General features: G+C 59.4%; 16 protein-coding genes. 10 read left to right on the top strand and 6 right to left on the bottom strand.

What is annotated here, in order from left to right:
* On the bottom strand, positions 1-852 hold the full coding sequence (locus RSO67_RS27405; protein WP_315841410.1) for an NAD-dependent epimerase/dehydratase family protein: 852 nt from the start codon (positions 850-852) through the stop codon (positions 1-3).
* A 104-nt stretch (positions 853-956) separates the two neighbouring features.
* On the opposite strand from RSO67_RS27405, the gene RSO67_RS27400 reads away from it, so the two are divergent.
* The 4 genes from RSO67_RS27400 to RSO67_RS27385 all read left to right on the top strand — a co-directional run bounded on the left by RSO67_RS27400 (position 957) and on the right by RSO67_RS27385 (position 6,252).
* The gene (locus tag RSO67_RS27400) at positions 957-2,045 is read left to right on the top strand and encodes an acyltransferase (RefSeq protein ID WP_315841409.1); all 1,089 of its coding nucleotides are present in this window, start codon (positions 957-959) and stop codon (positions 2,043-2,045) included.
* A 183-nt stretch (positions 2,046-2,228) separates the two neighbouring features.
* Entirely contained in the window at positions 2,229-3,641 is a 1,413-nt protein-coding gene (locus RSO67_RS27395; RefSeq protein ID WP_315841408.1) for a mannose-1-phosphate guanylyltransferase/mannose-6-phosphate isomerase, read from the top strand.
* Positions 3,642-4,006: 365 nt separating this feature from the next.
* Positions 4,007-5,200, top strand: coding sequence for a CoA transferase (locus RSO67_RS27390; RefSeq protein ID WP_315841407.1), 1,194 nt, complete (start codon positions 4,007-4,009; stop codon positions 5,198-5,200).
* A gap of 122 nt (positions 5,201-5,322) precedes the next feature.
* Positions 5,323-6,252, top strand: a complete 930-nt coding sequence (locus RSO67_RS27385) for a glycosyltransferase family 2 protein (RefSeq protein WP_315841406.1) — start codon at positions 5,323-5,325, stop codon at positions 6,250-6,252.
* Between the two features lie 29 nt (positions 6,253-6,281).
* Here RSO67_RS27385 and RSO67_RS27380 read toward each other — a convergent pair whose 3' ends face one another.
* From RSO67_RS27380 to RSO67_RS27370, 3 genes are all read right to left on the bottom strand, one after another.
* Positions 6,282-7,799, bottom strand: coding sequence for a tripartite tricarboxylate transporter permease (locus RSO67_RS27380; protein ID WP_315841404.1), 1,518 nt, complete (start codon positions 7,797-7,799; stop codon positions 6,282-6,284).
* A 2-nt stretch (positions 7,800-7,801) separates the two neighbouring features.
* Positions 7,802-8,353, bottom strand: a complete 552-nt coding sequence (locus RSO67_RS27375) for a tripartite tricarboxylate transporter TctB family protein (RefSeq protein WP_315841403.1) — start codon at positions 8,351-8,353, stop codon at positions 7,802-7,804.
* 162 nt (positions 8,354-8,515) lie between these two features.
* Positions 8,516-9,523: a tripartite tricarboxylate transporter substrate binding protein gene (locus RSO67_RS27370; protein WP_184514932.1), complete on the bottom strand. Its 1,008-nt coding sequence runs from the start codon at positions 9,521-9,523 to the stop codon at positions 8,516-8,518.
* Between the two features lie 376 nt (positions 9,524-9,899).
* On the opposite strand from RSO67_RS27370, the gene RSO67_RS27365 reads away from it, so the two are divergent.
* The 4 genes from RSO67_RS27365 to RSO67_RS27350 all read left to right on the top strand — a co-directional run bounded on the left by RSO67_RS27365 (position 9,900) and on the right by RSO67_RS27350 (position 14,679).
* Positions 9,900-11,705 (top strand): hypothetical protein, encoded by a 1,806-nt coding sequence (locus RSO67_RS27365; protein ID WP_315841402.1) that lies wholly within the window; start codon positions 9,900-9,902, stop codon positions 11,703-11,705.
* Positions 11,706-11,720: 15 nt separating this feature from the next.
* Positions 11,721-12,125: a GtrA family protein gene (locus RSO67_RS27360; protein ID WP_315841401.1), complete on the top strand. Its 405-nt coding sequence runs from the start codon at positions 11,721-11,723 to the stop codon at positions 12,123-12,125.
* An 817-nt stretch (positions 12,126-12,942) separates the two neighbouring features.
* A complete protein-coding gene (locus RSO67_RS27355) occupies positions 12,943-13,953 on the top strand; it encodes a glycosyltransferase (RefSeq protein ID WP_315841399.1) in 1,011 nt (336 codons plus the stop codon).
* Positions 13,954-14,274: 321 nt separating this feature from the next.
* Positions 14,275-14,679, top strand: a complete 405-nt coding sequence (locus RSO67_RS27350; protein ID WP_315841398.1) for a hypothetical protein — start codon at positions 14,275-14,277, stop codon at positions 14,677-14,679.
* Between the two features lie 291 nt (positions 14,680-14,970).
* Here the strand turns inward: RSO67_RS27350 and RSO67_RS27345 are convergent, their stop codons facing one another.
* Both RSO67_RS27345 and RSO67_RS27340 read right to left on the bottom strand, forming a co-directional pair.
* The gene (locus RSO67_RS27345) at positions 14,971-15,768 is read right to left on the bottom strand and encodes an enoyl-CoA hydratase/isomerase family protein (RefSeq protein WP_315841397.1); all 798 of its coding nucleotides are present in this window, start codon (positions 15,766-15,768) and stop codon (positions 14,971-14,973) included.
* 112 nt (positions 15,769-15,880) lie between these two features.
* A complete protein-coding gene (locus tag RSO67_RS27340) occupies positions 15,881-17,080 on the bottom strand; it encodes a pyridoxal-phosphate-dependent aminotransferase family protein (protein WP_315841396.1) in 1,200 nt (399 codons plus the stop codon).
* A gap of 232 nt (positions 17,081-17,312) precedes the next feature.
* On the opposite strand from RSO67_RS27340, the gene RSO67_RS27335 reads away from it, so the two are divergent.
* Both RSO67_RS27335 and RSO67_RS27330 read left to right on the top strand, forming a co-directional pair.
* Positions 17,313-20,282, top strand: coding sequence for an FAD-binding and (Fe-S)-binding domain-containing protein (locus tag RSO67_RS27335; protein WP_315841395.1), 2,970 nt, complete (start codon positions 17,313-17,315; stop codon positions 20,280-20,282).
* Positions 20,283-20,294: 12 nt separating this feature from the next.
* Entirely contained in the window at positions 20,295-20,726 is a 432-nt protein-coding gene (locus RSO67_RS27330) for a GlcG/HbpS family heme-binding protein (RefSeq protein WP_315841394.1), read from the top strand.

The following is a 20,726-nucleotide window of genomic DNA, read 5'->3' as shown; positions in this document are numbered from 1 at the left end:
CTACAGGTTATCGAAGCGCGGACGAAAACCGCGTGGATTCCAACCGAAATCCTCACGCGCGGGCCTAGCGTCAAAAGTCATGTCTTTCGACATCCGGGTTCCCATGGAGGCGTTCGCATTCGGGAGCCAGCGCTGCAGCAAGAAGAAAGCCACCCGCCAAAGCGCCACCGGCACCGGAACGATCCGTCGCGGCTTCCCAAGTCCGTCAAAGATCCGGCCCACCATTTCGCGGTAGCTGATCGTATCTCCCCCCGGCAGCGCATAGGTGTTGTTCCAAGCCGCCCGACTGGCTGCGGCTTGAAGCGCACCAACGGCCAGGTCCTGCGCGTGCACCGGTTGCCGTAGTCCTGCTCCCCACCCCGCCAAGGGCAGTACACCGAACTTCGCTATCAACCGGGCAAGTCGCGAAATATTCGCATCGCGTCCTTCATCGTAGATGATGGTCGGGCGTAAAACCGTCCATGCGATGCCTCGCTCTTCGCAAAACGCAATCGTCGCCGCCTCTCCTGCAGCCAGCCGTTGAAGTCCCTCACGCTCGTATGCCACATCGGAATTAAGCTTGGTAACGACGCTGGAGGATGTGAAAAGCACGAGGCGCTGAACGCTCGGACCTACCAGATGAGGGAGCCCGGCGGCGAGCGAGCCCGCATGGGCGGTACAGTATATTGTGGAAAAATCAGGGAGAGCCAGTGCCGAAAGGTCGGTTAGATCGCCGCGAAACCAGCACACGTTGCGGGCATCTTGCGCCGGCGGCGAACGCGACAATGCAAACGGCATTTGCCCGGCCTGCAGCAGTTGTTCGACAATGTATCCCCCGACGACGCCGGTGGCGCCTAGCACAATGCTTCGCATAAGTGTCTAATACCTTTCGGGCCATCCTATTTGACACTATGGCCCCGGAATAAAAGTCTGATCACACCGTCCGCACCCAGTACATCGGATCGAGTACTTTATAAATGCAATCGAATGCGCCTGCAGCTCCATTGGACACCAACCGGAACAACCAGTTGGACGGCCTTAGAGGATACGCAGCTCTCGTCGTCGTCGTGTTCCATACCATTCTGGGCATCGACCCGACCCAGATTTCCCGCATTCTCTATGAGAGCATTCTAAAGATCGATGACACCTACGGGCGTGCGACAAAGATCGTACTCAAGCTATTCAACGGCGAGACAGCAGTCGTTATTTTCTTTGTTCTCAGCGGAGCCGTTCTCTTCAACAGCTTGCGGAACAATACTGAACGCTTCGCACCGATGTCGCTTAAGTTTTTGGTGCGCCGTTTCCTGCGTATTTATCCCGCGCTGTTCGTCTGCCTTGTCGCTTGTGCAGTCGTGTTTCCCCCCGCAGGCATTCCTGTCTCATTCGACAGGTTTCTCCTGAATGCTACGCTCTACGAAATAACGATCAACGGTGCGACCTGGACGTTGAACGTCGAGTTCATTGCAGCGATCTTTCTTCTGCTCGCTTATGCCGGGTTCCGGCTGGGCGGCGAATGGGGCCTGTTTGCCATATCGCTCGCCCTTGTTGTGATCTTCAAGGCCGCCTGGCTGAAACCCTACATGATGTACTTCAAGCAATTCTGGGTCTGCTTCGCACTCGGCGCGCTGATCCCAACACGAGCTGGCGCCTGGATCGCGCGTTGCCTGCCGTCGTGGGGCTGGCTCGTGGCTCTTCTGATTGTGATCATCTTCAGATCGACCCTTCAGCACGTCGCTGCGGCAGCGCTGGTGACCGCACTCTATTACGGCAAGGGCGGCTCATTTGGCGTTTTCCTTGAAAGACCCGTATCCGTCTTTCTCGGACGAATCAGCTACAGTTTCTATCTCTTCAACGTCGTCTTTCTCGAAGTCATCTGCCACTATCTGCGCAGCCAGCCATGGGCAGTAGCTCGCCCGATTGAGGTCGGACTAGCGACTTCTCTTGTTATCATCCTGCTGACGATCCCGGTCGCCTGGCTGTCGGTCAAGCTGATTGAGGAACCCTCGATCCGCCTTGGCCGCCGCCTGACGTCTACCCGACCGGATCGCCACGCCCCCCTGCATTGACCCAGCCGATAGAGTCACCGGAGAGACTGGTAACGCCGCTGCACTCAGTCCCCGATCGCTCACCGCAGGCTTCCTGAGCGGGCTTCCGTTCCATTGACGAGGGCATGGCCGGTCGTTGATATGCGACGGCTTTGCCGGATGAAGGTTTCCGACAACGGCATGACGATAAAGGCCCGGTAACTGATGAACAAGCGCATTATTCCCCTGATCATGTGTGGCGGAGCCGGAACCCGGTTGTGGCCGTCATCGCGCGAAGGACGTCCGAAGCAGTTTTTGCCTCTGTTCGGAGCCCGCTCGACCTTTCAGGATACGATACTGCGTGTCACGGACCCCATTTTATTCGAGCGTCCCATCGTAATCACCAGCGCCTCCTATCGCTTCATGGTACGTGAGCAGCTCGATGAGATCGGGCTCGACGCCGATGTGCTGCTCGAGCCCACGCGCCGCGATTCCGGACCGGCGATCGCAGCTGGCGCCGCCTTCGCGCAGACACGCGACGAAGATGCTGTGGTACTGGCGCTTGCCGCCGACCATGTCGTTACGGACACGCCCGCCTTCGTTGCTGCCTGCCGTCAGGGACTGGTCGCCGCCGATAGCGGTCATATTGTGACGTTCGGCGTCAAGCCGGAACGGCCGGCCACGGAATACGGCTACATCTCGCCGGGACGGCCGATCGCTGGCGATGTGAAGAGTGTATCCAAATTCGTCGAGAAGCCCGACCTCGCAACAGCAACCGGCTATATCGAGGCCGGCTATCTCTGGAACAGCGGCAACTTCATGTTCCGCGCGGCGATGCTGCTGGACGAATATCGCAACGTTGATGCGGATAGCGTTGAAAACATCGCTGAGGCTATCGAGAAGGCCGGGCGTGACCTCGGCTTCTTCACCCTCGATGCCCGCGCCTTCGGCAAGGCGAAGTCGATCTCAATCGACTATGCGGTGATGGAAAAGACCACACGGGCCTCCGTCGTGCCGGTGTCCTGCGGTTGGTCGGATGTTGGTTCATGGCTTGCGGTCTGGGAGCTCTCTGCAAAAGACGCGCAGGGCAATGCTGCACAGGGCGTCGCAGTGTTCGAGGACTCGCGCAACTGTCACGTCGCGAGCGATGGCCCGGTGGTCGCACTGGAAGGCGTCGACGATCTTGTGGTGGTGGCGACGCAGGACGCGGTCCTGGTATCGCGCCAAAAGGATGCCAATGGCCTGAAGCGCCTCGTTACGAAGCTGAGGGTGGCCGCACCACAAGTCACTGAAGACCATCTCAAGGTACATCGCCCGTGGGGGTCGTATCAATCACTCGTGGATGGCGCGCGCTATCAGGTCAAACGTATCGTGGTGAAAGCGGGCGAGAGACTGTCGTTGCAGATGCATCACCATCGCGCCGAACACTGGATTGTGGTGCGCGGTACAGCCAGAGTGGTTATCAGCGAACTCGTCAAGATCGTTCACGAGAACGAGTCGATCTACATTCCGCTCGGTGCCATCCACCGGCTGGAAAATCCCGGCAAGATTCCGCTGGAGCTGATCGAAGTACAAACCGGCAGCTATCTCGGCGAGGACGACATCGTCCGGATCGAGGATGACTACAAGCGCGTATAGCTACAGCTTGCCGCGATGCGCTGGTCCACTTGAATGAACTGGCCATGCAGCACGTCCGCCCTCCGGGCCATCAGCCGCATTGCCAGCGTATAGCCGACCACAAAAGGATAAGTCCAAGCAGAATACCTTCAAACATACGCAAAACTCCAAATACTGCCCGAGTATTCAACCAGTTATGCGGATGCTCAAGCGATCACGCGAGCTCCTCCAAAACTGCAACCATTTATAGCGTTCCGGTCCCAAGGATTTTCGCACAGCTTACCGGGGATGCAGGCCACCCCATGCCGCTCCGGGGCATGACAAGCCTGCCGGTTTGCGCGAAAGGTAAGGCACCTTCCGACCTCCCGCCCCACGGAGCCCTCTGAATGCCCTTCCCGCGCGCCTCGCAGGCCCTCTCCCGCTTTACCGTGCTCGACCTGACCCGGATCCGCTCGGGCCCCACAGCGGTCCGGCAGTTCGCGGATTGGGGCGCCAATGTCATCAAGATCGATGCGCTGAGCGACGACGCCGGTTCCGAGCAGCCCGGGGGGCCCCGGCAGGGCTCGGACTTCCAGAACCTGCACCGCAACAAGCGGGCCATGACCCTGAACCTGAAGGACCCGCGCGGTCTCGCAGTGTTCAAGCGGCTGGTCGAGAAAGCCGATGTTGTGGTCGAGAATTTTCGCCCGGATGTTAAGGCCCGACTCGGCATCGATTATGAGAGCCTGAAGGCGATCAATCCCGGTATCGTCTATGGCAGCATTTCGGGCTTCGGTCAGGACGGCCCCTATCACAAGCGGCCGGGGTTCGATCAGATCGCCCAGGGCATGGGCGGACTGATGTCCATTACAGGCGCCCCTGGCGAGGGCCCAATGCGGGTCGGCATTCCCGTGGCTGATCTCACCGCCGGGCTGTTCTGCGCGCTGGGCGTCCTTACGGCGCTGCTGGAGCGCGACGTCTCCGGCCAGGGCCAGTGGGTCCAGACCTCGCTGCTGCAAGCGCAGATCTTCATGCTGGATTTCCAGGCAGCCCGCTGGCTGATGGAGCAGGACGTGCCGAAACAGGCCGGCAACAACCACCCGACCAGCATTCCCACCGGCGTGTTCAAGACCTCCGACGGCTACATCAATATCGCCACCACCGGCGGCAAGATCTGGGAGCGCTGCGCCCAGGCGATCGGCGCCCCCGAACTGATCACCCATCCTGATTACGCCACCGGCCCTGCCCGCTCGAAGAACCGCGACGCCCTCAACGCCGCGATCAGCGCCTGCACCGAAAAGCGCACCACCGAGGAATGGGTCAACGACCTCAATGCCGCCGGCGTGCCCTGCGGTCCGATCTACTCCGTCGACCAGATGTTCGCGGATGCGCAGGTCAGGCATCTGGGCCTCGCGCAGGACGTTCCCAACGACCAGAACCGCAAGATCACGCTGGTCGGTCAGCCCTTCACGCTGTCACGCACGCCGAGCCACATGGCTGCGCGGCCGCCGGAAGTCGGCGAGCAGACGGAGGAGCTACTCGCCGAGTTCGGCTTCGGCGCCGAAGAGATCGCCGAATTGCGACGAGGCAAGGTGGTCTGAGGCGGCGAGCTGTCAAATACTGTGAAAATTAACGTCATAGGCTGCATTAATCGGGAGCAAATCTTCGTCCGGGTGCAGTCGATCGGAGATCGTGCTGCGCCTCGAACCCGCCGGAAAGCTCCATGACCGCACCGCACCGCGTCGCTATCCTGATCCCCTGCTTCAATGAAGAGATCGCAGTCGCAACAGTCGTGAACGATTTCCGGAAGGCACTGCCCGCCGCCGCGATCTATGTCTACGACAACAACTCGACAGATCGCACACGTGAAGTCGCGTCGCAGGCGGGCGCGGTTGTTCGCAGCGAGCCCCGTCAAGGCAAGGGTCATGTCGTCCGCCGCATGTTCGGTGACGTCGATGCCGATGTCTATGTTCTCGTCGATGGCGATGCGACCTACGACGCGACATCCGCGCCAGCCATGATCGAAGCGCTGTTAAACGATCGCCTCGACATGGTGGTGGGCCGCCGCATTGAGCAGCAGGTTGCTGCCTATCGCCTTGGCCACCGTACCGGTAACTCACTGCTCACCGGCTTTCTGTCAATGACGTTCGGTCAGAACTTCAAGGATGTGCTGTCAGGCTATCGCGTATTCTCGAGACGCTTTGTCAAATCCTTCCCGGTGCTGTCCGATGGTTTCGAGATCGAGACTGAACTGAGCGTTCATGCGCTGCAGCTCGCACTGCCGGTCGCTGAAATCGAAACGCCGTATTTCGCGCGACCGCAGGGCTCCATCAGCAAGCTCAGCACGTGGAAGGACGGTTTCCGGATCCTCGGCACCATCATGAAGCTCTATCGTTCGGAAAAGCCGCTGCGCTTCTTCGGCACAATTGGCCTCTTCTTCGGCATCGTCTCCATCGGCCTCGCGATTCCCGTCACCGTCACTTATCTGGAAACAGGTTTGGTGCCTCGGCTGCCCACCGCCGTGCTCTCGACCGGCCTGATGATCGTCGGCGTGCTCTCATTTTCGTCGGGCCTCGTGCTTGACACCGTCACCCGCGGACGCCGCGAGATAAAGCTGCTGGCATATCTCGCGCAGCCGTCACTGCCGGATTAGGCCTCCATCCAGCCAGGCGCGAGCACGACTTACGTCGTCACCGGCGTCGGCCGCCAGATGCGTGCAACGGCCGCAAAGGCACGATCGATCACCGGCCAGAACAGCAGCGTAATCGCCAGCGTGGTGATGGTGCCAACGAGGCCATTGGACCAGAACACGCCGACGCTGCCGCCGGAGCCGATCATGGCGAGGCGGAATGCATCCTCGGCGCGGCTGCCAAGCACCAGCGCCAGCGTGAATGGCGCCAGGGGAATGCCGATCTTCTTGAAGACATAGCCGACCACGCCGAAGCCGAGCATCAGCCAGATGTCGAACATCGCATTCTGGATCGCATAGGCGCCGATGGCACAGGACACCACGATCATCGGCGCCACCGCCGCAAACGGCACGCGCAGGATCGAGGCGAAGACCGGAACAGTGGTCAGCACGATGACGAGGCCGACCACATTGCCGAGATACATCGAGGCGATCAGGCCCCAGACGAAGTCCTTGTGCTCGACGAACAGCAACGGCCCGGGATTGAGCCCCCACACCATCAGGCCGCCCAACAGGATGGCTGCAGTGCCCGAGCCGGGAATGCCCAGCGCCAGCATCGGCAGCAGCGCTGCGGTGCCAGAGGCGTGCGCCGCGGTCTCCGGCGCGAACACGCCCTCGATACGGCCTTTGCCGAAGCTCTCGGGATCCTTGGAGAAGCGCTTGGCGAGATTATAGCCCATGAAGGACGCGGCGATGGCGCCGCCCGGCGTGATGCCGAGCCAGCAGCCGATCACCGACGAGCGCAGCAGCGTCACCCAGTATTTCGGCAGATCCATCCAAACCTTGAGCACCGTACGCAGGCTGATCTTGGCGGCGTGGCCACGCAGCGCGAGGCGTTCTTCCATGGTCAGCAGGATTTCGCTGATGCCGAACAGGCCGATCACCGCGACGAGGAAGTTGATGCCGCGGAGGAGATTGTCCGAGCCGAAGGTCATGCGCAGATTGCCCGACACCGTGTCCATGCCGATGCCGGCGATCAGCAGGCCCAGCGCCATCGAGATGACGGTCTTGTGCTTGGCCTCGCGGCCGAGACCGACGAAGGAGCAGAAGGTCAGCAGATAGACCGCAAAGAATTCCGGCGGGCCGAATTTCAGCGCGAAGGATGAAATCATCGGCGCCAGAAATGTGATCAGCATCACCGCTACCAGCGATCCGATGAAGGACGAGGTAAATGCCGCCGTCAGCGCTTCCGCAGCCTTGCCTTGCTGCGCCATCGGATAGCCGTCGAAGGTCGTGGCCACCGACCACGCCTCGCCGGGGATGTTGAACAGGATCGAGGTGATGGCGCCGCCAAACAGCGCGCCCCAATAGATGCAGGACAGCATCACGATGGCCGAGGTCGGATCCATGGTGAAGGTCAGCGGCAGCAGGATGGCGACGCCGTTGGGGCCGCCGAGGCCCGGCAGCACGCCGACAAAGATGCCGAGCACGAGACCGACGACCATCAGCGAGATGATCTTCCAGGTCATCAGCACGGCAAAGCCGTGCATCAACAATCCAAAGGCTTCCATAGTTAAAGTCCTAGCGACCGAGAGCCGATCTCGATCGGCCCCTTCGGCATGATGACGTCGAAGGCGACATCGAAGGTGACGAACATGATCGCGGTGAACACGAAGGCGGTGAGCAGCGACTTCCACAGCGCGATCTTGCCGACCATGCGCATGAAGCCGGCGATCAGCACGAAACTCGCGACATAGATGCCGAGAAACTGCGTGGCGAGACAAAACAGTGCGGTGGGAATGAACACCAGCGCCACGCGCCGCAATTGTGCGCGGGTGACGAAAGTGCCGGAACCGCCACTGCGGGCGAAGAAGGTCGTGATCAGCCCGTAAAGGCTGGCGCCGCCGAGAATGACCGAGAGATAGAACGGGAAGTAGCCGGGCTGAGGGCCGGTGGAATCCCAGGCGATGCCGGTGCGCCAGTTGTCAAAGCCAAGCATGATGGCCAGTGCCAGCAAGACCAGCGAGACGATGATCTCGATGGTGCGCGTGCTGACGACGGAGGGAGAGTCGTCCTCCGGAGCGGTCGGATCTTCGACGATGATTTCGAGGTCGGTGTTGGACATTGGCATGGTTTCTGAGGATGGAGAAAGGATGCACACTCGTACATCAAAGAAACTTGTCATCACCCGCGAAAGCGGGTGATCCAGTATGCGGAACCGTCAGTGGCTTTCTCGCTGTCGATGTTTACTGGAGGCCCCGCTTTCGCGGGGCATGACATTCGTGGCTTACTTCGCCACGAATCCCGCTTCGGTCATCAGCGACTTGTTGAGCGCATCGTCCTCTTCGAGGAACTTGAGCATCTCCGGCCCCTTCAGGAAGATCGGCTTCAGCGCCTGCTTCTCCATGTAGTCCTTGTATTCGGCCGTCTTGGTCACCTTCTCGAACAGGTCGACATAGAAAGCCTGCTGCTCGGGCGTCACCTTGCCGGGCAGGAACATGGCGCGCAGCATCAGATACTGCACGTCGAGGCCCTCTTCCTTGCAGGTCGGGATGTCGTTCCACGACTGCGTCTCGGTGACCTTGGTCTTGTAGGAGATGCGTTCCTTGTCGAACACGCAGAGCGCGCGCACCTGACCGGCGCGCCAGACTTCGAGATTCTCACTGGGGTTATTGACGTTGGCTTCGGTGTGATTGCCGACCAGCTGCGTCGCCGCCTCGCCGCCCGACTTGTAGGGCAGATAGGAGAACTTGGCGCCGGTCTGCTTTTCCATGAACACGGTCAGCACATGGTCTTCACGCTTGGATCCGGTGCCGCCCATCTTGAACGGCGACGATGCAGCCTTGGCCGCCGCGATGAATTCCTTCACCGTCTTGGCGCCACCCGCATTGTCCCACAGCACGAACTGGTCCATCGCGACGACGGACACCGGTGTGAGGTCGCGCCAGTTGAACGGAATCTTGGCCGACAGCGGCAGCATGTAGATCAGCGAATAGGCGATCAGCACCTTGTTGGCGTCACCGTCGCTGGACTTCATGTAGATCAGCGCTTCCGCGCCGGAGGCCCCGCCCTTGAGCGACACCACCACCGGCGCTTTCATCAGATTGTTCTTCTGGATCGCGGCCTGCATCATGCGCGCCATCTGGTCAGAGGCGCCGCCGGCGCCCGCTGCAACGACGATTTCGACGGGCTTCGTGGGCTCCCAGGCGATGGCCGGCGATGTGGCCGATGAGAGGATGGGCGCACTGGCGAGCACGGCTGCAAGCGCAGCTGTGGCCCTGATCGACTTGGACATTGGTTTCTTCCCTGTAGAGACCGGCGGGCATTGGATGCCCGCCATTTTTCATTGGTTCTATTGTGCGGGGATTTTCGTGAGACTTCAAGCGTGCCGGGAGCGGGCCTGGACTGACTTTGGTCAGGGGCGGTGCGTGCCGGCCTCCAACGGCTATTTACAGACCTCTCCGACGTTGCTCCAAGGCTCTCAAAGTGTCATCACCGTGACGCCGCACAACCTCGTCCGTCCAGCGAAACCATAGAACAGCAGATTTGGAGCGAAATCGCAGCATATGCTTGGCTAATCAACACAAATTGGAAGCGGCTGCTTTCTTTCCAAGACCAGCGCGCTAAAGTCGGTTGCACAACCATCTGCCGTATCTTTGATTGGAGCTTGAATGAGTATTTCACTGCGTGACGGGCTCGAACGCAGGCGCTGGAATAATTTCACATGGTCGAGAAATTTGTCTCACCCTAAGGTGATATTTGATGTCGCGCTGATCTGTTCCATTCCACTTTTCCAAGCGCTGATAAACAGCAGCTGGATGTTTAATTCTTATGATTGGCTCGATCCGTGGTATTATCACGGGTATGGCCTCAGCTATCTGTGGCCGGATTTCCATAACGATTATTATAAGGCCGCACGCCTTCCTTGGATCTGGCTCGAGTTCGTCGTAAGAAACTTCTTCTCCCCAACGGCGGCGAGTTGGCTTCTTCAAATAAGCCTGCTCGCTGCCGGCTCGTCATTTCTCTACGCAGCTTTTTCAAGGCTGGTTGGGCGCTCATCTGCTTTCATTGCAGCAGCATTCTTTGCGTCAAACTATTTCGCCCATGCCAGCGGCGGCGCTGACTATCAGAACACCCTGGCAGGTCCGCTATTCGCCATGAGCTGGTGGATGACGATCAGGTCTGCACAGGATGGTTACAGACCCCTTGGGCTATTTCTCACTGGCGCAGCCTTCGCCGCGACCGTTCATACCAATATCGTTTTCGTCAACCTCGCGCCCATCCTGATTGCTCAGTACGTTTTTTGTTATCGCGAGCGGTTCGGCCGAATTCCGTCAATATTGCCGACCGCGATGCTAGCAATATTTGGAGCCATTGCGCTCACCGCATTTATGGGACTTGTGAACTGGCTTGTCGGCCGCGATTTCTTCTTCTTCATGAAGATATTCAACCTGGCATCTTCTTTCGTGAAAGACAGCTCACAGCAAAAGGCCTGGTGGAATCCTTGGACCACGGGTTGGTACTGGACGGCGGTGCATTTAGGGCAATTCACCGGGGGCATGATTTTGGCCGTTGCAGTTTGTGCCTGTGTCGCTCTTCGAAAGTCCGAAGCGACGACGAAAGAACGGAACGCTGTCGTTCTGGCAATTGGATTTTTGTACGCTTGGATACTTTGGCTGTGCTGGCAAACCGCTGGCCAGACCGCGCTGGACTGGGGCTATTTCGCCTACCCGATCGTCTTGCCTTTGAATGGAGCAATCGCCGCTTCGGCGGCAATATGGCTCAGGCTTCCAGAAGTGGGAACGAAGGCAGTTCTATGGAAACTCGCCACGCTCGCTCTGTTCATCGCGCCGATCCTCATCCCGCAGCCACTATTGGCACTGTGGAAACACAACACGACGTTCCTGTTTTCGGCGGCGTTCTTTGCTCTGGCTTTGGGCGCGGCCCTCTTGGCCGGCCGACGGATACTGGGAGGTCTGGTCTTCGTAGCCGCCCTATCCTACGGGCTCGCCTTATCGTATCCGTGGATCAATATCTTCATGCCGAGTTCCTGTCAGATCGGTCACCATATCACGACCATCGTCGACAACTCGCATCGTTATCTAAGACAGCGTGGCTACACTTTCAGTAGCGTCTTTCTCTGGGGGGACATGAATGAGGACATAGCGGCCGGCGCTGGATGTGTTGGAACGCAGAGCGTCGTAAAGCTGAAATATATGGCAAGCGCTATCAGAGCGACGGGGTTCTCATTCCTCGCGGACGGCGTCATGGATCAGGTCGACATCCCGGCTGAGCGTATTGCTGCTGTCGCAGAGGGGAAGCATCTTATCGGGTATGTCACCAATGATAGATCGCGCGTCGAGAAACTAGCGGCGGCATTTCAGGCATTGGGTCGGCGAACGAGTATTATCGATCCAAAAGACTTCGAATCCGGACCGATCCGGGTCCAGATTTATCTCTTGCAGATTTCGACTTAACGGATCCGGCCGGTCATGAATATCAGGAACAACGATACCGTGCAGACCTTGTTGCGGTTCGTGGTAATCGGCGGTCTTTCTACACTGACATACCTGCTGATCTCGATCGGGCTCGTCAAAGCTCTGGGCGTTCGGCCCTCGATTGCATCAATTCTGGCAATCCTTTGCGGGTTCGTTGTTTCATACGTTGGACACCATCAGTTCACATTCCGTATGACCGGCCGCCATGCAGTTCACTTGCCGCGCTTTGGCGCCATGCAGGCGACAATTTTCATCGTGTTGGGCTCTCTCAGCACATTCATATTAGAGCATCATCTGGCGGACCCGACGATGACATCCCTCGGAATCGCAGCAGCCTGGCCGCCTATCAGCTTTTTGATCAGCCGACTTTGGGTTTTCAAGCATGCGGCTTCAAAGTGAGAACCGGAAGTTCGATCTTGAATACACGAGAGCTCCGCTTTGCCGAGGCGTTTTTCTCGACACTGCAGACCTATTTGCTTTGCGGCAATCGGTCCTCGTTGGCATCCTATCAAGCGTTGCAAGTTACCAAGTGGCTGAGGAGTCGCAGGCTGATTTGAAGCACTCAGTTCAAGTGATCGAACGTTCCGAAACGGTCATCGGCAATTAGTGGGATGCCCTTGATGCTGAGCAGGTCGAAAAGCTGGCAAAGCGACCGTGCAATCCCATTTAAGGAGAAAGTCCAGGTTGTGCACTTGAATTCACTGGGGAAATTCATTTGCATCGAGCATCGCCACGACCTTAGAACAGCTAAATGGAAGGCAAGTATAGCACAGCGGCGGCTTTAAGTTGCCGTCGAATATCGTCGTGGAAATTCTCGTCCATGATCGACCCTGTTGGTGGGTAGAAGCACGGAAGAGTCGACCGAGAATTTTAAATTTGTAGGCATTTGACCTTAGCTGCCTAAAAGATAGCCGCCTGGTCGACCCAGATCGTGACGTACTCCCCACCATCGCCTAAACGGACCGTACGCCACAGGGGCAGCGACGGTCATGGTGAATTCTCAGATCTTGGGAGTTTACGCGCTGAGATTGCGAATATAATTTGCCTACAAACTAGGGGTAACATGTTCCGAATAGCCTTACGCTTACTGCCTCCTGCGTTGCGAAGAAGGATTAGCCGCGTTCGCCAAATCCACCGACTGAAAGACAGCCATTTTGATCTTTCGAAGTATCGGACATGCCGATCGTTCGAGGGGATACATGTTGCTGTAGCAGGCGTGTTCAGCGCGGGCAGCGGACTAGCGCGGGCCGCCGAACTGGTAGCAAGAACACTTGAAGACCGAGGATCGATCGTAAGCCGCATAGACTTAACCTCGTGTTTGGGTCTTACACCCAGCCCCAATGCCACCTCATACCTTTCCCCTGCAGACTGTTATAATCTGAATATCTCGGATGTCGTTTTCGTCGCCAACCCAGATCAAGCAGCAATTGCTACATTTGATAGGTCGTGGTTAGTCGAACGCACTATCATCGGTCACTGGATATGGGAGATCGAAACGCTACCTAAGTTTTGGATCAAGGCCACACGCACTTACGACGAGATTTGGGCGCCTACCGATATTCTGCAGAAGTGCTTCGCGAAAAATCTTCGTAAATTCTCCGGGCCGATCAAAGTTGTCCCATACTCGATCGCATCAGAACCTTTCCCGCTCGTCGATAAGCAACACCGGGCGGCAATCCGTGCCGACCACGGCATTTCAATTAGCTCGTTTGTTGCCGGTTATTCATTCTCGGTAGATTCCAACTACTATAGAAAAAATCCAGAGGACGCGGTGAGGGCTTTTTTCGCCGCATTTCCCGTGCGAGGCACCGAGCAGCTGCTTCTGCGTTGCAATGATCTTAACCACCGACCATTCGAAAGAAAGATGCTGGAATCAGTGATTGGTGGAGATCCACGAGTCCAGATATTCGATTCATCAAACCGAATAAGCATAGCTGATTTCTATTCGCTCATTGATGTATACGTCTCACCGTCTCGCTCGGAGGGTTATGGCCTTAATCTCGTAGAGGCATCTCAATGCGGCTTGCCAGTCATCACCGGCGGCTGGAACCTCGCAGCAGAAGTTCGCGATCTGCCGGGCCTCGTCGAGGTGCCGTTTACACTCATCCCCTTGAAAGACCCCCAAGGTCACTACGCGGACCTCACGGGGGCAGTTTGGTCCGCCCCCGACATTTCAGCTCTCGCTCAAGCCATCTGTCGTTCCAAAGAGTTGCGATTTTCCGCTTAGTTAAGGGAGCAAGACGACCACACACGGCGATCGACGTCGGCAGGACGTTCGGGTGCGCCTACCCACCGCCCGTTCCGACATCAGTTGTGAGTGAGAAAGCGTGAACATGATCAACAGGGCATTAGCGTTCCAGACTGATGGGATACCGCACGATGGCGCGACCGAAAGTTTGCCTACGCTTGGTCTAGGCAAGAGATCGCGCCCGCCCTACTAGAAGCCAAGGTGGTACAGAGAACCATCGGCGTCGGAAATTGCCGTTGAACGCGAGCCTAAATCAACCTATCAAACTTGGATCATGGTTGCGTTGGCTTCGAGATAACAATGACAAACGAAAAATTTTGGAAGATCCCGCTTTGGCTCGGCGTGCATCAGCATATAAACCGAATAGTTCGCGAGCCCGACAAGAACATTTGCACATCAAGCAAGGTCCAAGGCTCATATAGTCTAGTTTATAAAATTCCGGGGCCGATCAAAGCTTGCCGTTCCGACCTCACGGTGACCTTTGATGCCGACGTACTCTCGGGCGTTATTGGGTTCGGCGCCATCCAAAGTGACGGCTCGTCATTCCTGGCTGAGACGGCCTGCGAAGCCGGCGCGCAACCGGCTGCGTTTACTATTCAGGCGGACGATATCGCAAAGCTCGCTAACTTGGTTATTCGTAATCTCGCATCCGGCGACTCACAGTCTGAATTTGTGGTCAGATCAATCACGGCCGAGGCGGCTTAGCTGACTCGTACTACAGGGCAAGGATGACGCCCTCCCCGCCATCAGCTAAAATAGCGGGATGGCATAAGCAAAATCATGGCATTCCAAGCTGCTCGACAAGCCGAGGATGGGCTTTGTTGGAGAGGATGACTTACAAAGCCAGACGTTGAAGCGCAGCGTATCATTCTTTAAGTCAGGACGCGCAAAAGGCGGCTAGCGCGGAGACCGCGAAACGCACCTATTTGATGTGATCACAGCACTGTTAGGGTCGCAACTGATCGAAACCGTCGTGCCGCGCCGACATTTCGCGGCTCATTTGCCCTGCCAGTTCGGCTTGCGCTTGTTCAGGAACGCATCCATGCCCTCGCGGAAATCCTCGCTCATATAGGCCTTGAGCACGAGATCCTTGCCCTCCTCACGGGTCAGGGTCGGGCGCAGCCGACGCACGGCTTCCTTGGTCACTTCGAGGGTGATCGGCGCATGGCTGGCCACCAGTTGCGCGAGTTCCAGCGCGCGGCGCTGCAGCGTCTCGACATCGGGCACGATCTCGTTGATCAGGCCGAGCGCCAGCGCCTCCTCCGCCTCGATCAAGCGTGCGGTGAAGATCATGTCCTTGGTGCGGGCCGGTCCGACCAGCGCCATCACGCGGCTGATATTGGACATCGACAGGCAGTTGCCGAGGGTGCGGGCGATCGGGAAGCCCATGCGCGTGGCCGCGGTGCCGATACGCAGGTCGCAGCAGGCGGCGATGCCGGCGCCGCCGCCAGTGCAGGCACCCGCGATGGCGGCGATGGTCGGCACCCGGCAGGTCTCCAGCGCGGTCAGCACACGGTCGATGCGCGCTTCGTAATCGAGCGCGTCCTGCGCCGTCTTGAATTCACGAAACTGCGAGATGTCGGTACCCGAAGCAAAGGCCTTGTCGCCGGCGCCGGTCAGGATGATTGCCTTGATCGAGCGGTCCTCATTGGCGGCCTGGCAGATCTCCGCCATCCGCTCATACATCGAGAACAGCATGGCATTGCGCGCCTGCGGACGGTTGAAAGTGATCTTCGCGATCCCGTTCTCGACGGAATACAGCAGGTCTTCAGAAGCAGGCGTTGACGCGTTCATAGTGATTCTTCCTCTGGTGCAGAATTCTGCTGCAACATATTGAAAAGGCTGGAGCGATTATGCTCCAGCCTCCAGTAGATTGTTAGGCCTCAAAGACGGGAATTCGTGGGCTTTAAGCCACCGCCGCTTTGGTCATCGGCACCACGCTTTTGCCGGTCAGCACATCCATCGCTGCCATCACGCCGCCAGCGCGGTGCGGGACCTTGGCGACTTCGAGACCCATCTCGACGCCGGACAACGTGCCCATCAGCATCAGGTCGTTGAAGTGGCCGATATGGCCGATGCGGAAGATCTTGCCCTTCCATTTGTTGAGGCCGGTGCCGAGCGACATGTCGAAATTGTCCAGCACGACCTTGCGGAACTTGTCGGCGTCATGTCCGTCCGGCATCAGCACGGCCGTTAAAGCCGGCGAGTGATCATGCGACTCGATCGAGACCGTCTCGAGACCCCACGCCTTGACAGCGGCGCGAGCGGCAGCGCCGTGACGCTTGTGGCGCGCGAACACGTTGTCGAGCCCCTCCTCCTCCAGCATCGCCACTCCTTCCTTCAGCGCGTAGAGCAGGTTGGTGGCAGGCGTGTAGGGCCAGGAGCCGAGCTTGTTGGCGGCAATGATCTCTTCCCAGTCCCAGTAGGAGCGGAAGGAGTTGTTGGTCTTGGAGGCTGCGAGCGCCTTGTCGGACACGGCATTGAAGCCGAGGCCCGGCGGCAGCATCAGGCCCTTCTGCGAACCAGCCACGGAGACGTCGATGCCCCAGGCGTCATGTTCGTATTCGAGCGAGCCGAGGCCGGAGACCGTATCGACCATCAGCAGCGCGGGGTGCTTCACGCGGTCCATGATCTTGCGGACATCCTGCGGATGGGTGACGCAACCGGTCGAGGTCTCGTTATGGACGATCATCACCGCCTTGATGGCCTGCGACTTGTCGGCGGCGAGACGCTTCTCGATCTCGGCGAGATCGGCGCCGTGGCGCCAGTCGCCCGGCACGAAGTCGATGTCGAGCTTGAACTTCTCGGCGAGGCCGCGCCACAGCGTGGCGAATTGGCCGGTCTCGGCCATCAGCACCTTGTCGCCCGGCGACAGCGTATTGACGATCGCGGCTTCCCAGGCGCCGGTGCCCGAGGACGGATAGATCATGACCGGCTGCTTGGTCCGGAATACACGCTGCATCGCAGCAATGACGTGGAGGCCGAGCTCGGCGAATTCGGGACCGCGATGGTCCAGCGTGGGCATATCCATCGCCCGCAGCACCCGGTCGGGTACGTTGGTCGGGCCAGGAATCTGCAGGAAATGCCTTCCGGTGTGCACGGTCATGTCTCGTCCTTCCCAGGGAGTCCATTTTTATTGAAACGCCCGGATAGCACCTTTCAAACGGCTTGTCCCGCGTCTGGTATACCAGAGCGCTGAAGAAAAACGTGGGGCAGCCATGAGGATTTCTTATCCCTCCCGTATCTCCTTGTTGCCACTGCCGGAGCGCGTCACCTCTGGGTTGCCAAGCCGGAATCCGGATGCAAGACAGGACGATAGAGGGACAAGGCGGGAATCCATGGCGAAGGCGGCAATCATTCGGAGCACGGCTGCAGACAGCGCGCTGGCTGCCAGGCTGTCACGAGAAGTCTCCGGCGACGTGTTCTTCGACCCGTTCAATCGCGGCCGTTATGCCACCGATGCCTCGTTCTACCAGATCGTACCGTTCGGTGTGGTCGTTCCGCGCACCATCGACGAGGCGCTGCGCGCGCTGGCGATCTGTCGCGACGACGACCGCATCGTTACGCCGCGCGGCGGCGGCACCTCGCAATGCGGACAGACCGTCAATGACGGCATCGTCGTCGACCTCTCCAAACATCTCAACAAGCTCATCTCGCTCGACGTCGAGAACCGCACCTGCATCGTCGAGCCCGGCATCGTGCTCGACGATCTCAACCGGCAGCTGAAGAAACACGGGCTGTGGTTTCCGGTCGATGTGTCCACCGCCTCCCGCGCCACCATCGGCGGCATGGCCGGCAACAATTCCTGCGGCGGCCGTTCGCTGCGCTACGGCACCATGCGCGACAACACCATCGCGATGGATGCCGCACTGGCTGACGGCAATCTGCTGCATTTCGGCGAAGTAAGTTCCGGGGACGATGCGCCTGCTTTGTTTCGCGACATGCTGGCGCTCGGCGAGCGCGAAGCGACCGAGATCGCGGAGCGCTTCCCGCAGGTGCAGCGCCGGGTCGGCGGCTACAATCTCGATGCGCTGACGCCGCGCAACACCGCCAACAACATGGCGCATCTCCTCGTGGGCTCCGAAGGCACCCTCGCCTTCACCACGCAGGTCGAACTCAAGCTGTGGCCGCTCATCGGCAGCAAGGCGCTCGGTGTCTGTCACTTCGGCAGCTTCTATGAAGCGATGGATGCGACCCAGCATCTGGTCAAGCTCAAGCCCATCGCCGTCGAACTGGTCGACCGCACCATGATCGCGCTCGGCCGCGACATTGCGATGTTCCAGCCGATCATCAAGAGTGCCGTACGGGGCGATCCGGATGCACTGCTGATCGTCGAATTCGCGGAAGAGGATCAGGCCGCCAATGCCGCCAAGCTGAAAGAGCTCGGCGACTTGATGGGCGATCTCGGCTTTGGCTGGAACAACCCGACGCGCAAATGGGGCGGCGTCGTCGATATCACCGAGCCTGCTCTGCAATCGGGCATCGCCGAATTCCGCGCGGCCGGCCTCAATGTCATGATGTCGATGAAGCAGGACGGCAAGCCGGTCTCCTTCATCGAGGACTGCGCGGTGCCGCTGCCGCATCTGGCCGACTATACCGAACGCCTGTCCGCAATCTTCAGGAAGCACGACACCACCGGCACCATGTATGCGCACGCCTCGGAAGGCTGCCTGCATGTCCGCCCGGTGCTGAATCTGAAGCTCGACAAGGACGTCAAGGCGATGCGCGCCATCGCCGAAGAAGCCTTCGCGATGGTCCGGGAATACAAGGGCTCGCATTCCGGCGAGCACGGCGACGGACTCGTGCGTTCGGAATTCCACGCCGAAATGTTCGGCGAGCGGATCATCGGCGACTTTGCCGAAGTGAAGCATCGCTTCGATCCGCAGAATATCCTCAATCCCGGCAAGATCGTCGATCCGCCCAGGATGGATGATCGTTCGCTGTTTCGTTACACGCCGGACTATCGCGTCGGCGAACTCAAGACCGCGCTCGACTGGTCGGCATGGCCCGGCGCTGGCGGCGGCTTTCAGGGCGCCATCGAGATGTGCAACAACAACGGCACATGCCGGAAGTTAGAGGGCGGCGTGATGTGCCCGTCCTATCGCGCGACGCGCAACGAGAAGGATGTCACCCGCGGCCGCGCCAACACGCTGCGGCTGGCAATCTCCGGCCAGCTTGGCCCGGATGCGCTGACGTCGGATGCCATGGCCGACACGATGAAACTTTGCGTGTCGTGCAAGGCCTGCCGCCATGAGTGCCCGACCGGCGTCGATATGGCCAAGATGAAGATCGAGGTTCTGGCCGCGCGCGTCACGAAGCACGGCCTCACGCTACGCGATCGCCTCGTCGGGTATCTGCCGCGCTATGCTGCACTGGCCGCGCGCGCCGCGCCGCTGGCGAATTTGCGCAACAAGAGCCCGCTGCTGCGCAACCTGCTGGAACGCTATGCGGGCATCAGCGCCAAGCGCAGCCTGCCGGAATGGCGCAGCGACGTGTTTCACAGCGACGCCGAAGCCGTCGGTCCCATCGATGGCCGCGAGGTCGTGCTGTTCGCCGACACCTTCAACCGCGCCTATGAGCGCGAGAACCTCGACGATGCATTGCGCGTTCTCACCGCCGGCGGCTATCGTGTGCATCTGCCGAAGCCGGTGGATCGCAGCAGCCGCGCATTATGCTGCGGCCGTACGTTCCTCTCGGCGGGCCTTGTCGATCAAGCCCGCGCCGAACTCGACCGTCTCGTCACCACCTTTGCGCCCTTCGCGGCACGCGGCGTCCCCATCGTCGGCCTTGAGCCGAGCTGCCTGCTGACGCTACGCGATGAATTGCTGTCGCTACGTTCCGACGATACGGCCAGGAGCGTCAGCGCGCACGCCATGCTGTTCGAGGAATTCCTGGTCCGCGAGGCCGAGGCCGGCCGGCTGCAACTGCCGCTGAAGCCGATCGCGCCGAAGGCGATGGTTCATGGCCACTGCCATCAAAAGTCATTCGGTGCGTTCAAACCGGTCGAACAGGCCTTGCGCCTGATCCCGGATCTGAAGGTCGAGACCATCGAATCCAGTTGCTGCGGCATGGCGGGCGCGTTCGGCTATGGCGCCGACACCTATGACGTCTCGATCCAGATGGCCGAGGCGTCCTTGCTACCCGCCGTGCGCAAGGCCGACGCCGATACGCTGATCGTTGCCGATGGCACCTCCTGCCGCCACCAAATCGCCGACGGCGCCTCGCGCCATGCCCTGCATGTCGCGCGCGTGCTGGCCATGAGCCTCGACGGCGCCGCAACAAACGTCCATTCTTCCACGCTCAACTAGGAAACAACCGATATGGCCGACCTCACCCTCTATACAGCCCGCAAGATCATCGATGGCGCTCTCGCCAAGGTGATCGAGATGAAGCTCAAGCCGATGGTCATCACCGTGCTCGACGCTCGCGGCTGCGTGAAGGCCACCATCGCGCAGGATGGCACCAGCCTGATGCGCGGCGAAGTCGCCCACGGAAAAGCCTATGGCGCATTGGCTATGGGGCTCGGCTCGCGGGCTTTGTTCAAGCGTGCTGAGGAACAGCCGTTCTTCATCGATGCTGTGAATACCATGGCACGCGGTGCGCTGATCCCGGTGCCGGGCGGCGTTCTCATTCATGATGCATCGGGCAGCCTGCTCGGAGCGATCGGCATCTCCGGCGATACATCGGACAATGACGAGATCGCAGCCGTCGCGGGCATCGAGGCAGCCGGCCTCAAGGCCTCGACCGGCTAG

The sequence above is a fragment of the Tardiphaga sp. 709 genome (genome assembly GCF_032401055.1).
GTDB lineage: Bacteria > Pseudomonadota > Alphaproteobacteria > Rhizobiales > Xanthobacteraceae > Tardiphaga.
Note: the sequence above shows the minus strand (reverse complement) of the source record. Positions and strands in the feature narration are given on the sequence as shown.